Raw genomic sequence first — 14,158 nt, 5'->3', positions numbered from 1 at the left:
GTGCGAACTTACGATTGTGAATGCGGTAGCTCAACGCTCCCGCACGGGCCGGAACCCGATCATGCGATGCGCCTTGAACGACGGCCACGCCATCGAGCGCGACGTGGCGCGCAAGTCGAACACCTCGACGAAAAAGCTGCCGCCGCGCACGACGCGATACGCGCCCGCCGCGGGTCCCTTCGGGTTCTTGCGCGGCGACACGGAGTAGTAGTCGCGGTCGTACCAATCCTGGCACCACTCCATGACGTTGCCCGCCATGTCGAACGCGCCATACGGCGATGCGGCCCCGGCGAAGGAGCCAACGGGCATCACGGTGTCGAAGGTCTGGGCACCCACGTAATTGGCCTGCGTTCTTTCGATAGTTAGTCCGAAGGGATAACGGCGCCCGTCGGTCCCACGGGCCGCCTTTTCCCATTCCGCCTCCGTGGGCAGGCGATATCGTTTACCGGTCTTCGCGCTGAGCCATGCGCAATATGCCGTCGCGGCATCCCAGTTGACGCCGAGCACCGGGTAATCGTCGGAGCCGGGTGTGCCACCGCCGTGGTTGTTGGCCTGCGTCCAATACGGGATCTGATCGCGCGGCACGACACGCCCGTTGGGCCAGAACTTCGGATCGTCGTAGCCCGGGTCGTCGCGAAACTTCTTCCACTCGTGATTGGTGATTTCGAACTTGCTGATGTAGTACGCGTCGAGCTCCACCACATGCGCGGGCCGTTCACGTGCGAGCCCTTGCGAATCCTCGCCCATCTTGAAGGCGCCTGCGGGTACGAAAACGTACTCGCCGTAGCCATCGTTGACAGGGGCGGCGGCCGCTTTCACGGCGCGCGCAGGAGCGCCGGCTGCCGCCGCGGCTGCCGGCAAGAAGCCGCTGACGCGCAGAAATCCCTGCAGCCGCGGCATCCAATCGAAAAATTCCGAACTGCCGACGCCGCTGCCAAAACCGTGCCGCCCGCCTTGATACACGTGTAGTTCGGCAACAGCGCCCGCCTTGACGAGATCCACGAACAACTGCGCATTCGCGAGCGACGGCCCCTGATCCGCGGCCGCCGACAGCAGGAAGGTGGGTGGATAGTCCTTGAGAGATTCTTCGGGACTGGCGCGGCCGGCGCCATAAATCAGCGCCAGATAGTCGGGACGCGAGCTCGCGCGCTCGACGGCGTCGGTGGAGTTCGCATCGCCACTGTCCGAAGCAGCAGCCACGGAGCGCGCCAGGCTGCCGCCAGCCGAGAAACCGATCATCCCGATTCTCGCGGGGTCGAGATGCCATTCGCCCGCGTGCGCGCGCAACACTCGCAGCGCTCGCTCGCCATCCTGCCTGCGAATGTCGTCGCTGTAGGGTGGCGAGAGCCGATAGGTCAACACGAATGCGGTAACGCCCCAGTCGTTGTAGACCTCCGCGATATCCGCGCCCTCGCCACCGTACATCAGCATGATGTTCCCGCCGCCGGGAGCGATGAGGACGGCGCCGCCATTCGCCGTGCCGGCACGCGGCGGAAATACCGTGAGGAAGGGCGCGTCGAGGGGGCCATCACCGAGGGCCCCGGGCACGTGTCCCGTTTCCCACAACGGAATGTTCTGATACGCGCGAGGCTCCCCGGCCGCAGCGCATGGGACGAAGCACGCGGCCAGGAAAATCAACAAGAAATGTTTCACGACGCTCCCCTCTGATGTCCGGAAATCGTGGCCCACTTGCCAGGCGATGTCGACCCTCCCTGACAAATCCGCTCCTCACTCGTCTGCTATGAAACAGACCAAGGGGAGCTGCACATGCGATTCGAATCTTTACGGCGCAATACCGCGCTGGCGCTGGGATTTTTCTGCGTCTCCACGCTCGCCGCAGGCGCCGCCCGGCCGCCGGCGCCTACCAACGTGGCGGTCACGGCGGTGGAGGGTATCGACAAGGCGCTTGGCGCCTTCATCCTCGAGTGGACGCCGCCCATCGACGATACGACCGGCAAGCCGTACGCCAAGTATTCGCTGTCGGCCGGCTGCAAATACGAAAGCATCGACGGCAACGCATCGGCGGGTCCAACGGGCATCTCGGGCCTGTGGGCCGCGACCTTCACTGCGCCGGCGCCTCGTTATCGCCTCAAGGTCACCTGCAGTTGCGTCGTCGCGCCGTATCGCTACAACGCCATCGCGACCGCAGGCACGAACCCCTACATGGGGAGCTCGGCGTGGGTGAACACCGAGAAATTCCTGATTCCGTGCGGCGGGAAATGACCGCGCTGCAAGGGCCGCCCGATGGGTTCTGGACGCGGTTGAAGAAAAGCTGACCGTCAGTTTCCGGTCAGCAGCTCCCAGCGCTGCGCGCGCACGAAAGCATCGAGCGCCGCGCGCGCTTCCAGATCTGCAGCCGGTATCGTCATCTTGATCTGCACGCGCCAATCGCCTTTGGCAACGAAGTAGAGCGCGTGCACGGACTGCGCCGTCGTGTATGTCACGTGAGTCAGGCGAAGGGAACCATCGGCGCCGAGCGCGAGGGTTTCTTCGCTCGGTGTCACGGCACCCACCGGCAGCTCCCGCTCCAGCGCGACCTTCGCGGCTTCGAGGGTTGTACCCGAGGCCGCCGAGTCCGATGGATAGACATCGACTGACGCAACCAGCCGCGCGCCTTCGATCACACGCGCGTAGTACGCGACCGCATCGCGCGAACCAGCCACATCCTGCGGCATGCCGACGCGCGTGAACTCGCCCATCTTCTCCGGAAACACCCAGCCGCTGTCGTGGTGCCAGTACGCGCCGTCGGCGATCGCATGGATCGGATCGCCGAATGCAACCGCGCAGACGAACCACAGTACCGGCAATGCCTTGCAGAAATTTCGCTTCATGTTGCGAGTCTGCGTCCGCGAGGTTGCAGGACTCTTACTACACAGGGCTCCCGACGTAACGTGCGCGTCGCAACACCTTAACGGCAGCGACACGCGTGGCGGCCAGCATGCGCCCCGCCTTTCATCACTGGAGTCGCTTGTAATGAATCTTTTCCGCAATCGCGTGGGCGCCGCCGCCGCGTCGGCACTGTGTGCCGCATTCGCTTTCCACTCCGCAACCGCCGCGGAGCTGCTCGATCGCGCGGTGTTGCCCGCCGACACATTCTCCCCCGGTCCCACCTCCGGCCAATACGCCAGCGGTGCCAACGGCCGCGTCCTGCCGCTCATCAACAAGCAGCCCGTGCAGGGATTCTCGGCCGTGCTGCGCGGACCGGCGAAGGGCACGTTCCTCGTCATGTCCGACAATGGTTTTGGTTCGAAGCCGAATTCGCCCGACACGCTGTTGCGCGTCGATGCGGTCAAGCCGGATTTCGAAACCGGCGAAGTGAAGCCCGTCAATCGCTTCACTGGCGAAGAGCTCGGCAGCTTCACCGCGGACAGCTTCTTCACGCTGCGCGACCCCTCGAAGAAAATCCCGTTCGCCATCGTCGCCGACGGCGCTAACTACCCGGGAACGCCCACGGCCGGCGGCGCCCCGATCCGCGTGGATGCGGCGATCAAGTCCGGCCGCCTGCTGACGGGCGCGGACTTCGACATCGAGTCCTTCCGCCGCGCGCCGGATGGCACGTTCTGGTTCGGCGACGAATTCGGCCCCTATCTGCTGCACACGGATTCCTCGGGCCGGGTGCTCGAAGCCCCGATTCCGCTGCCTAACTTCCGCGCTTTCCCGAGCACGCTCGGCGGCGCGGAGACGAATCCGCTGGTGCAGGCGGTCAGCAATCCGCAGCGCACGCTCGCGGCGAACCTGCCGGATTCGGGCGGCTTCGAGGGCATGGCGCTCAACAAGAGCGGCAACCGCCTCTACACGCTGCTCGAGAAGGCCATCAACGGCGATCCGAACCGCTCGCGGCTGATCATCAGCGAGTTCTCCCTGGGCGCGCGCAGATACACCGGGAAGACTTTCGCCTATCCGCTCGACGCGCCCACCAATGCGATCGGCGATTTCACGGCGCTGACCGACCGTGAGTTCGTGATCATCGAGCGCGACCAGGGGCAGGGCGACGCCTCCGACCCGCGTCAGACCAACCCCGCGCGCGTGAAGAAGATCTACCGCGTCGACCTCGACGAGGTGGATGCGCAGGGTCTTCTGATCAAGGAAGAAGTCGCGGACCTCATGAACATCTACGACCCGCGCGACGTCGCCGGCGACGGCCGCACGAACACGGTGTTCACGTTCCCGTTCACGACGATCGAAGACGTGCTGGTGCTCGACAACAACCGCCTGCTGGTCATCGACGACAACAACTATCCGGGCTCGAGCGGCCGCGAGTTCGGCGTGCCGGACAATAACGAGTTCATCGTGTTGCATGTGGCGCCGCTGCTGGACTGTGAAGACGACGACGGCGGACACCACGGGAAACGTGGTCATCGCCGCCATCACGACCGGAATGATTGCGAGCTGGCCAAGGACTAAAAAGGTGCGACGTCGCGGGCGACATGGAAGTTGCTCGCGGCGTTACGCTGCGTGATGCCGCCGAGTCGGCTAACATTCTGGCGACCATGAAGCTGAACCACTCGCGACTCACGCTCGCCACACTCTTCACTCTCGCGTTCGCATTGCGCGCCAGCGCACAGGAGCCCGCCTTGTGGGGCTCCGATCGCGAAGTCGACTTTCACACCTTCTCCATCGTTGCCGTCGACCTCGCCACCGGCGAGACCGGCGTCACCGTCACGACGCGAAATCCCTGCGTGGGCAACGGCGTGCCCTGGGTGCGCGCGGGTGTGGGCGCCGTCGCGACACAGGGCGCGACGCGGCTCGAATACGGCAACGATCTGCTCGACCTGCTCGAAAAGGGCATGTCGCCGAAAGACGCACTGAACCAGGTGTTGGCCGCCGACGAAGGACGCGAGCGCCGGCAAGTGGGCGTCGTCGACAGCAAGGGACGCTCGGCCCAATGGACCGGCAAGGAGCAGTACGGCTCCGAAGCGCAAGGCGACTGGGTGCAGATGCGCGCGGGCGCCAACTTCGTCGTGCAGGGCAATTCGCTGGTCGGTCCGCAGGTCGTGGATGCCGTGGCGGATACGTTTCAAGCCAGCGAAGGATCGGACCGCGCACTCGCCGACCGGCTCATCGAAGCGCTGGCGGCCGGACACGCACTGGGCGGCGACGGGCGGCACGGTGAAACGCAATCGGCGGCGGTCGTCGTCGCGGACCCGCGGCCGGGCATGTCGCGCCGGCCCGATCATGTGTCCGTGAACATCAATGTGTGCGAGCACGCCGAGCCGGTCGGCGAAATGCGGCGCATCTATGCCACCGCCAGCGAAACGCTGGGCTTCCGCAATCTCGAGCAGTTCGCGGGACGCGACGTATTGCAGCTGAAGATGATGCTGCACGCGCTGGGTTACTTCCGCGCCGGCGCGGATGAGTTCGACGTCACCGGCTCCGGTGCCAATGTCTACACCGAGGAAGCCGTGAAGGCACTCGATGCATTTCGTGCCGCGCAGGGTTGGGGCACCACCGTGCCAGGCTTCGTCGATCGCCGTGTCATCGAGCGGCTCTGGCAGCGCCTGCGCGACAAGGGGCTCGACAGCGGCATCCGCAAACGCTTGCTCGCGATACAACGCATCCGCTGATTGCCGCACGCTGGTGCGCTTTCTCCCGCGTCGCCCCGTCGTGGGTTGTCCGTGGTCCGCATTCGCTGGCGCACGAATCGGAAAATCGATGTGCTGAAATATACTTTGCCGCGCAGCGCGCATGTTCCGCGCGCAGTTGCGCACGCGGCAGCCATTGAAACTTCGGATGCGCGCGATGCTGGCACAATTTGTGCTGTTGCTCCGCCAACAAAAAAAACTCTGAAGTCCCACGACAAAGGGAGCGGCGCCAACATCGATCGAACGGTGGCGCCAGTTGAATAATCCGATCGCTCGGGAGCCCCAGCATTCATGGATAACCTGCCGCCGCCGTCCTGTACCGCGTTGAGGCCGCTTGCGCTGGAGTCCCTCGACAACTGGTTCAAGCGGGAAATTCTCAGTCACGAGGAAATGCTCCTGCGATTCATCTCGCGCGTCTGGCCGCGTCGCGACGAGATTGCTGACATAAGGCAGGATGCCTACATCCGCGTGTACGAGGCGGCGCGCCAGGCGCGGCCGCAGGCGCCGAAGGCCTTTCTGTTTGCCACCGTCCGCCATCTGATGGCCGATCGCGTGCGACGCGAACGCATCGTGCCCATCCAGGCCGCCGGAGAAAGCGAGCATCTGAATGCGCTGGTCGAAGAAATTTCGCCCGAGCAACGGGTGAGTGCCTATCAGGAACTCGCACGCCTCGCGCATGCCTTCGACCGTCTTTCGACGAAGAGCCGCGAGGTCGTGTGGCTGCGGCGCGTGAAGGGTCTGTCGCAAAAGGAAGTTGCCAAAAAGCTCGGACTGGCGGAGAAGACAGTAGAGAAGCATCTGAGGACCGGGGCGCGGAATCTCGCGCACTACATGCGCGAAAATTCGCTTGCACATGTCACAGATGTCATAGACGACGCAGATGGAGCAGAATCCTTCCAGAATAACCATGGACATGGTGCGCACAAACGATATTGAAGAGACCGCGAGCGAATGGCTCATTCGCCGCGACTCCGAACGATGGGACGAGGCAGACGAAGCCAGGCTCGCGTTATGGCTGGCTGCTTCCACCCATCATCGGGTCGAGTTCCTGCGCCTCGAACTCGCGTGGGAGGAATCCGCGCGGCTCAAGGCACTGGGCGCCGGGATTCCCGGAGATCGGCCGCCACCGCCCGGGCAATGGAATTTCAGCACGCTTTTTTTTTCGCGACACCCGAATAAGCAGCCGCGGCGACTGGGGCGTATTGCACAGGCCGCCGGTGTACTCATCGTGGTTGCGGCCGGCCTGCTCGCGTACCAGTTGCCGAAGGCACGCGGCGAGCAGTTCACGACCTCCATCGGCGGCCTGGCCAAAGTCCCCATGCTGGACGGATCGAAGATCACGTTGAACACGGACAGCCAGGTCAAAGTCGCGCTCTCGCAAAACGAGCGGCACATCGATCTGCAGCAGGGCGAAGCTTTCTTCGAAGTCGCGAAAGATCCGAACCGTCCGTTCGTCGTCGTGGCGGGCGGCAAACGCGTGATCGCCGTCGGCACGAAATTCTCGGTGCGCAATGAGGGCGGCGCCGTCGTGGTCGTGGTCACCGAAGGCAAGGTGCGCATGGAAGATGCCGGCGACGCGGCCTCCGTGTATCTGACCGCCGGTGCGATCGCGGTGTCGAACGGCTCGGGCGTCTCGGTGCAACACAAGAGCCTCGAAGAGGCCGAGTTGCGGCTCAGCTGGCGCGATGGCGTGCTCACGTTCCGCGATTTGTCGCTGGGCGAGGCGGTTTCCGAATTCAATCGCTACAACGTGCGCAAGATCGTCGTCACCGATCCTGCGGTGGCCGCGCTGCGAGTCGAAGGGAATTTCCGGCCGGACAACGTGCGCGCCTTCGTGCGGCTGCTCGAAAGCGGCTTTCCGGTCCGCGCATCGATCGACGACGACCGAATCGTTCTCGCTTCGAAATAACGCGCCCGTTCGAGGTGCGTGCGCGGCTTTCGCATCACTCGCTGGTGCAATCCGCGCCGATTCTCACCCGCGAATTCTTTTAATCGATCCCTGAGAAAAGCTCTTGGAGGGATTCTTCGAATCCATCCGTCTACCAATGTATTCGTAGAACAAGACTCGTTTTTTCTCGGGGAGATTCGGATGATCAAGAATTCAGATGTGCGCAGAGCCGTTGCTGCCGTTCTCGCGTGTTCCGCAGCGGCGCATGCCGTCGCCGATCCGGTCGACATTCCCGCCGGTGAGCTGCGCACGGCGCTGCTCGCGGTTTCGGAACGATTCGGCGCGGATCTCGTTTACCGGCCGGAACACGTACGCGGTGTGAGCACCTCGGGTGCGCACGGCGACCTCACGACCAAACAAGCCATCTCGAGCCTGCTGCAGGGAACGCCGCTCGAGCTGCGCACGGATCCGAGCGGCGCGATGTTGATCGCGCAGGCGGGACCGGAAGGCCAGATAGTGGCGCAGGCTGCGCCGCCCGTGCAGAGCACGCCAGAGCCCGAGTCGACGCCCGCCGCCGCTGCCGCGGATGAGGAGTCCATGGAAGAGGTGGTCGTCACCGGCTCCAACCTGCGCCGCCGCGACGTCGGTGTGTTGCCGATGACCGTGCTCAGCAAGGACGCGATGAACCTGCGCGACGCGCTCACGCCGGTCGAAATTCTCACCTCGTTGCCGCAGGTCACGGGTGTGCCCGCGAGCGAAGCGCCGCGCGGCGGCTCCGGCGCGCGCGGCGACATTTCCACGGTGAGCATGCGCGGTCTCGCCGCCAGCTCCACGCTGGTGCTGCTGAACGGCCGGCGCCTGACGGCGCATCCGACCACGGAGGACATGGACTTCGCGCCCAACGTGAACCAGCTCCCTACGCAGGGCCTGGCGCGCATCGAGGTTCTGCGCGACGGTGCCTCTTCGATCTACGGCTCCGATGCAGTTGCGGGTGTCGTGAACTACATCACCGCCCGCGATTTTGAAGGCACCCAGGGCCGCCTGCGTTACGGCGCGCCCGAACATCCGGGCGGCCAGAACATCGATTTCACGCTGACCCACGGGCAGCAATTCGCCGAAGGCCGCTTCCGCGTGCTGACCACGCTCGACTGGTTCGACCGCGACGGCATCTACCTGCGCGACCGGGAATTCGCCGACACGGCGCAGAACTTCACGCGCGTGCCCGCGCCGTTCAACGCGCCCGGCGGGCCGTTCGACGGCCGCGCCAGCACCGGTGTGTTCTGGAACTTCCGTCTCGGCACGTCCACACAGGCTAACTACTTCCGGCCGGTAAACGGCGCGATGACGCTGACGACCACGGCCCCGACGCGCGCGAACAACCCGGAGTTTTACGGCAACAGCAACGACTACACGATGGCCATCGGCGACAGCCGGCGGTTCAACATGTTCACCAGCCTCGAGTACGACCTGACCGACGACATCACGTTGTTCAGCGACCTGTCGTACTACAAGGCGGATTCGCTGCTGGTCCGCAGTCCGCTCGGCCTCAATGCGCCCGCCGCGGATTACCTCGCGCCGATGCCGGCCGACAATCCTTACAACCCGTACGGTTCGCGCTTCTACGATCCGGCCGGAGCGCCCAATGCCGACGGCACGCCGCGCATCGTCGGCACGCCGCGCGCCATCACGCTGGTGAGCGGACCTTTCAGCACGATTCCCGAGGAAGTCTCCGTCTCCGGCCAGACCTGGCGCATCGTCGCGGGTGCGCGCGGCAAGTTCGCCGATAACTGGAACTGGGAAGTCGGCGGCGTACACAGCTACAGCTACGCGATCGACCGCAACACACCGCACGTGCGCGAGAGCCTGTTGCACGAGGCCCTGGCGCGTACGGATCCGGCGACGGCGTACAACCCGTTCGGTTACACGTTCCGCGTCGACGGCAACCAGGTGGTCGCGGACCAGCCGCACACCAACTCCGAAGGCACGTACCAGTCGTTCATGCAGGAATGGCGCCGCTACGGCAACAGCACGCTGACCAGCGTCGACGCGCGGGTCTCGGGCCCGGTGCTGTCGATCTGGAGCGGCGACATCTCGGTGGCCGCGGGTGCGGAATACCGCATCGAGGAATACGCCGACTTCCGTCCGCCGTTCCACGGCACGAATCCGGTCGGCTCGGGACTCGACCCCAACAACAACGACTTCAGCCCCTCGTCGCCGAAGCCGGATGCCGATGGCGATCGCAAGGTCACGAGCTTCTACGCCGAAACGGTGGTGCCGCTGGTGTCGCGCGACAACCACGTGCCGTTGGTCCAGTCGCTCGAGCTCAACGCGTCGGTCCGTCACGAGGACTACAGCGACTTCGGCACGACCACCAAGCCCAAGTTCGGCGTGAACTGGCGCCCGATCCAGGCGTTGATGCTCCGTGCGTCATACAACGAAGGTTTCACCGCGCCCAGCCTGCCGCTGCTGCACATGCAGAACCAGTGGAGCTTCGCGGGACCTCCGGGAGCCGTGGACATCTACCGCAACCCGGCGACCAACGAAGGTCCGTACGTCAGCCGCAACGGCACGTCCGGAAATCCGGATCTCAGGCCCATCGATTCGGAAGGCATCAGCGCCGGCTTCGTGCTCGATGTTCCCGGCGTGCAAGGCCTGAGCGTGTCGGCCGACTACTGGGAGATCAAGCAGGACAACCTGATCGGTTCGTTGAGCGCGGCGCAGATCCGCAACAACGACATGGTCCTGCTGCAGGAGTACACCCGGGCGCAGATCGCCGCGGGCGTACCGCTGGCGTCGATCAACTTCGGCGAAGGCACGGCTAACTACGTGGGCGACCCGGCGGTCATTCGCGAGGCCCCGACGGACGCGGATCGCGCGCTGTTCGCGACCTACAATGCCGCCAACCCCGGCAACCCGCTGGGTGTGGCCGGCCGCGTGTTCCAGATCGATGCACCGCCGCTCAACCTGTCGGACGGCATCAGCGCCGGCTGGGATTTCTCGATCAAGTACAACAAGGCGACGTCCATCGGCGACATCTCCTTCGATACCGATTGGGCCCTGGTCACCGAATCGAACACCACGCTCGAAGTTCCCGGCGGAGCGGCCATCTATACGGAGCGCCTCAACGTCGACGGCGTGTCCAAGTGGCGCGGCACGACCAACATCACGTGGCGCAACGCCGGATGGAGCGCGGGCGCGAGCGCGTACTTCATCGGTTCGTTCGCCGACAGTCTCGCGACCACCACGGCCGCGCAGTACGAAGCATTCGGCGAACCCGACTACATCGTGCATCAGTACACGGGCAACTCCGACGTTTATCGTTATCGCGTCGAAGACATCCTGTACTTCAATGCCTTCGGTGCCTACAAGTTCGATGAAAGCGCGGGCGGTGCGCTGTCCGATTCGTCCATCCGCCTCGGCCTCATCAATGTGACGGACGAAGCGCCGCCGGTTTCCTCCGGCAACTTCGGTTTCGGTTACAGCGGCCGCGTGCACGGCGCCCTGGTGGCGGGGCGCACCGTGACCATCGAGTTCGTCAAGCGATTCTGAGCCCGGTCGGGCCCGCCGCGGTGGACGCAAGTCCACCCGACGGGCACGGCTGGCCCGGCGATTTCAAGCGTTACACCCAGAGGGACCGGATTGACCATGAAGCCCACGATCAAACACTCATTGAAACTGCTCTGCGCCATGCTCGCGTTCGTAACGCTCGGCATGTCGCAGCCGGTCCCGGCGCAGAGCGCCCCACCCGATGTGTCGAAAGAGCTGGCCGTGGTCAAGCGGCACATGGACACGGCGCAGCTCAAGAGCGCGCTGGCGTTCGTCGAGGAGCAGATCGCCGATCCGTCCGACGTGATCCAGGACTGGATAGGCGTGTGCAACGCGCTCGGCCCGTCGCATGACGAGATCTTCCGCGCGCGGCAGATCTACAAGATGTTCCGCATCTACGGTCTCGAAGAGGTCTACATCGACGACCTGTACAACGTCGTCGCGGTCCGCCGCGGCACCGGCAAGGGACCTTCCGTGGTGCTCAACGCGCATCACGACAACGTGCCGATCTGGCCGAAGGAACAGCCGGTCAACGCGTTCGTGCGTGACGGCCGCGTGTACTGCCCGGCGGCCGGAGACGACATTCCCGGCGTCGTGCAATTGTTCACGGTACTGCGCGCCATGCAGACGGCGAATCTCCAGACCGAGGGCGACGTATGGTTCGTCACGTTCTCGGGTGAGGAAACCGGTTCGCCCGGCGCGCTGCACTTCGCCCGCGCGCACTATCCGCATAACCTGGACTGGAAACGCGGCGACGCCTTCGTGCAGCTGCACGGCGGCGCGGGCGAGGGCGTGACGACCGGCAGCGGTCCGATCGTCAATCGCGCCACGCTGCGCTTCTTCACGCCGTTCGAACGGCGCGTCGCGGAGTCACCGGGCGCCGATCGCCGCTGGCGCACACATGCCGTCGACGTGCTGGCGCGGGCACTCGTCCGCATTCGCACCGAAGTCACGGACCCGCGTCCTGACTGCCTGCGTTGCGTAGGTCCCGGCGAAGGTGCGGCGGGCCGCGCAAAAACGCCCACTCGCGCGGAGCACTACGTGAACATCTCGCAGATCGACGGTTCGCCCGTGGTGAACCGGCCGACGTCCGAGGCCGCCGTGCGCATCGACATGCGCGCTCCGACCTGGCCGGCGGTGCGCAAACTGCACGAGCAGATCCGCAAGATCGCGGCCGAGTCGTGCGAGGAGCTCAAGACCAAGGGCTTCCCGCCGCATTTCAACAAGGAACGCTGCGGCTTCATCTTCGACATCAACGAGGTCTACGGCCGCGATCCGGTCAACGACAAGATTCCGGGCTGGGACATGGTGAACAACCCGCAGGCCAAGTACGTGGCGGCCGCCGCCAGTGCGTTGTACGGCTTTCCGCCGGTGATCAACTCCGGCCAGGGCTGCGGCGATTGCACGAACCTCTACCAGGGTGGACTGCCCGGCATGTCGTTCCGCGGCGAAGTCACGGATTACGGCAAGGGAAAATTCGAGCAGGAAACTCCGGATGACGCGCGTCAGGGTGGCCATGACGTGACCGAGAGCATGTCGACGGTGGCCATCTGGGCCGGCATCAAACATGCGCTGGTGTTCGCGGTGTCGTACGCCGGTCAGCCGGGCGTGGCGCGCTAACTCATGGCGGGGAAAACAATCAAACTGCTCGTCGTCGTTGGGCTCGTCGCGCTCGGCGCGGCGCAGCCCACCGCGGCGCAGAAGGGTCCCGATGTGTCCAAGGAGGTGGCCGTGGTCAAGCGGCACCTCGGCACGCCGCAGCTCAAGACCGCGCTCGAGTTCGTCGAAGAACAGATCGCCGATCCGTCCGATGTGATCCAGGACTGGATAGGCGTCTGCAACGCGCTCGGCCCGTCGCACGATGAAATATTTCGTGCGCGCCAGATCTACAAGATGTTCCGCATCTACGGTCTGGAAGAGGTGTACATCGACGACCTGTACAACGTCGTCGCGGTGCGCCGCGGCACCGGCAAGGGTCCGACGGTGGTGCTCAATGCGCACCACGACAACGTGCCGATCTGGCCGAAAGAACAGCCGGTGAACGCGTTCGTGCGCGATGGCCGCGTGTACTGCCCGGCCGCCGGTGACGACATTCCCGGCGTCGTGCAGTTGTTCACCGTGCTGCGCGCCATGCAGAAGGCGAATCTGCAGACCAACGGCGACGTCTGGTTCGTCACGTTCTCGGGCGAGGAAACGGGTTCGCCGGGCGCGGTGCATTTCGCGCGCGCGCATTACCCGCACAACCTCGACTGGAAACGCGGCGATGCGTTCGTGCAGCTGCACGGCGGCGCGGGGCAGGGCGTGACCACGGGCAGCGGCCCCGTCACCAATCGCGCGACGTTGCGTTTCTTCACGCCGTTCGAACGGCGCGTCGTGGAATCTCCGGGTGCCGACCGGCGCTGGCGCACGCACGCCGTGGACATCCTGGCGCGCGCGCTGATCCGCATCCGCAGCGAAGTCACGGACCCGCGTCCGGACTGCCTGCGCTGCGTGACGCCGGGCGAAGACGCGGCGGGCCGTCCGCAGCAAGCGGAGCGCGCCGAGCGTTACCTCAACATCTCGATGGTCGATGGTTCGCCGGTCGTGAACCGTCCGACTTCCGAGGCGCTGGTGCGTATCGACATGCGCGCGGCGACCTTGCCGCAGCTGCGCGAGATGCAGGTGCAGGTCCGCAAGATCGCGGCCGAATCCTGCGAGGAGTTCGAGACCAAGGGTTATCCGCCGCACTTCATCAAGGAGCGCTGCGGATTCATCTTCGACATCAACGAGACCTCCGGCCGCGATCCGGTCAACGACAAGATCCCGGGTTGGGACTTCACCAACAACCCGCAGGCGAAGTACGTCGCCGCCGCGGCCAACGCGTTGTACGGCTTTCCGCCGGAAATCATCGCCGGCCAGGGCTGTGGCGACTGCAAGAACCTGTATGCCGGCGGACTGCCGGGCATGTCGTTCCGTGGCGAAGTCACGGATCACGGCAAGGGCAAGTTCGAGGCGGAGACGCCGGACGATGCGCGCCAGGGCGGCCACGACGTGACGGAAAGCATGGCGGTCACCGCGTTGTGGGCCGGCATCAAACATGCGCTGGTGTTCGCCGTGTCGTATGCCGGCCAGCCGGGCGTGGCCACTAACTAGGATCCTGAAC

The 14,158-nt window shown here is 64.9% G+C and carries 11 protein-coding genes; 9 read left to right on the top strand and 2 right to left on the bottom strand.

Annotation, left to right across the window (positions count from 1 at the left end; genetic code table 11):
• Window positions 1-30 precede the first annotated feature (30 nt).
• Window positions 31-1,548 carry an SUMF1/EgtB/PvdO family nonheme iron enzyme gene (locus tag WDO72_05335; GenBank protein ID MEJ0085080.1) on the bottom strand — a complete coding sequence of 506 codons (1,518 nt, stop codon included), beginning with the start codon at window positions 1,546-1,548 and terminating at the stop codon, window positions 31-33.
• Between the two features lie 219 nt (window positions 1,549-1,767).
• On the opposite strand from WDO72_05335, the gene WDO72_05330 reads away from it, so the two are divergent.
• Window positions 1,768-2,223, top strand: coding sequence for a hypothetical protein (locus WDO72_05330; protein MEJ0085079.1), 456 nt, complete (start codon window positions 1,768-1,770; stop codon window positions 2,221-2,223).
• A gap of 56 nt (window positions 2,224-2,279) precedes the next feature.
• On the opposite strand, the gene WDO72_05325 is transcribed toward WDO72_05330, so the two are convergent.
• A complete protein-coding gene (locus tag WDO72_05325; protein ID MEJ0085078.1) occupies window positions 2,280-2,831 on the bottom strand; it encodes a hypothetical protein in 552 nt (183 codons plus the stop codon).
• A 142-nt stretch (window positions 2,832-2,973) separates the two neighbouring features.
• Here WDO72_05325 and WDO72_05320 point away from each other — a divergent pair, with 142 nt between their 5' ends.
• The 8 genes from WDO72_05320 to WDO72_05285 all read left to right on the top strand — a co-directional run bounded on the left by WDO72_05320 (window position 2,974) and on the right by WDO72_05285 (window position 14,148).
• Window positions 2,974-4,404 carry an esterase-like activity of phytase family protein gene (locus WDO72_05320; protein MEJ0085077.1) on the top strand — a complete coding sequence of 477 codons (1,431 nt, stop codon included), beginning with the start codon at window positions 2,974-2,976 and terminating at the stop codon, window positions 4,402-4,404.
• Window positions 4,405-4,427: 23 nt separating this feature from the next.
• On the top strand, window positions 4,428-5,564 hold the full coding sequence (locus WDO72_05315; GenBank protein MEJ0085076.1) for a DUF1028 domain-containing protein: 1,137 nt from the start codon (window positions 4,428-4,430) through the stop codon (window positions 5,562-5,564).
• A 51-nt stretch (window positions 5,565-5,615) separates the two neighbouring features.
• On the top strand, window positions 5,616-5,846 hold the full coding sequence (locus WDO72_05310) for a hypothetical protein (GenBank protein ID MEJ0085075.1): 231 nt from the start codon (window positions 5,616-5,618) through the stop codon (window positions 5,844-5,846).
• Between the two features lie 27 nt (window positions 5,847-5,873).
• On the top strand, window positions 5,874-6,518 hold the full coding sequence (locus tag WDO72_05305; protein MEJ0085074.1) for a sigma-70 family RNA polymerase sigma factor: 645 nt from the start codon (window positions 5,874-5,876) through the stop codon (window positions 6,516-6,518).
• Window positions 6,496-7,491 (top strand): FecR domain-containing protein, encoded by a 996-nt coding sequence (locus WDO72_05300; protein MEJ0085073.1) that lies wholly within the window; start codon window positions 6,496-6,498, stop codon window positions 7,489-7,491. Before WDO72_05305 ends, WDO72_05300 begins: the two co-directional genes overlap by 23 nt.
• 180 nt (window positions 7,492-7,671) lie before the next feature.
• Entirely contained in the window at window positions 7,672-11,019 is a 3,348-nt protein-coding gene (locus WDO72_05295) for a TonB-dependent receptor (GenBank protein MEJ0085072.1), read from the top strand.
• 96 nt (window positions 11,020-11,115) lie between these two features.
• A complete protein-coding gene (locus tag WDO72_05290; GenBank protein MEJ0085071.1) occupies window positions 11,116-12,636 on the top strand; it encodes a M20/M25/M40 family metallo-hydrolase in 1,521 nt (506 codons plus the stop codon).
• A gap of 3 nt (window positions 12,637-12,639) precedes the next feature.
• Window positions 12,640-14,148 carry a M20/M25/M40 family metallo-hydrolase gene (locus WDO72_05285; GenBank protein MEJ0085070.1) on the top strand — a complete coding sequence of 503 codons (1,509 nt, stop codon included), beginning with the start codon at window positions 12,640-12,642 and terminating at the stop codon, window positions 14,146-14,148.
• The last annotated feature ends 10 nt before the right edge of the window (window positions 14,149-14,158 follow it).

This window comes from Pseudomonadota bacterium (genome assembly GCA_037200975.1).
In the GTDB taxonomy this organism is placed as follows: domain Bacteria; phylum Pseudomonadota; class Gammaproteobacteria; order Steroidobacterales; family Steroidobacteraceae; genus CADEED01.
The sequence above is the reverse complement of the archived record's forward strand: the minus strand, read 5'-3'. Positions and strand labels throughout refer to the sequence as shown.

Coding starts and splice junctions, on each gene's coding strand:
- WDO72_05330 (MEJ0085079.1), top strand. CDS start 1,768: ATGCGATTCGAATCTTTACGGCGCAATACCGCGCTGGCGCTGGGATTT.
- WDO72_05325 (MEJ0085078.1), bottom strand. CDS start 2,831: ATGAAGCGAAATTTCTGCAAGGCATTGCCGGTACTGTGGTTCGTCTGC.
- WDO72_05320 (MEJ0085077.1), top strand. CDS start 2,974: ATGAATCTTTTCCGCAATCGCGTGGGCGCCGCCGCCGCGTCGGCACTG.
- WDO72_05315 (MEJ0085076.1), top strand. CDS start 4,428: ATGGAAGTTGCTCGCGGCGTTACGCTGCGTGATGCCGCCGAGTCGGCT.
- WDO72_05305 (MEJ0085074.1), top strand. CDS start 5,874: ATGGATAACCTGCCGCCGCCGTCCTGTACCGCGTTGAGGCCGCTTGCG.
- WDO72_05300 (MEJ0085073.1), top strand. CDS start 6,496: ATGGTGCGCACAAACGATATTGAAGAGACCGCGAGCGAATGGCTCATT.
- WDO72_05295 (MEJ0085072.1), top strand. CDS start 7,672: ATGATCAAGAATTCAGATGTGCGCAGAGCCGTTGCTGCCGTTCTCGCG.
- WDO72_05290 (MEJ0085071.1), top strand. CDS start 11,116: ATGAAGCCCACGATCAAACACTCATTGAAACTGCTCTGCGCCATGCTC.
- WDO72_05285 (MEJ0085070.1), top strand. CDS start 12,640: ATGGCGGGGAAAACAATCAAACTGCTCGTCGTCGTTGGGCTCGTCGCG.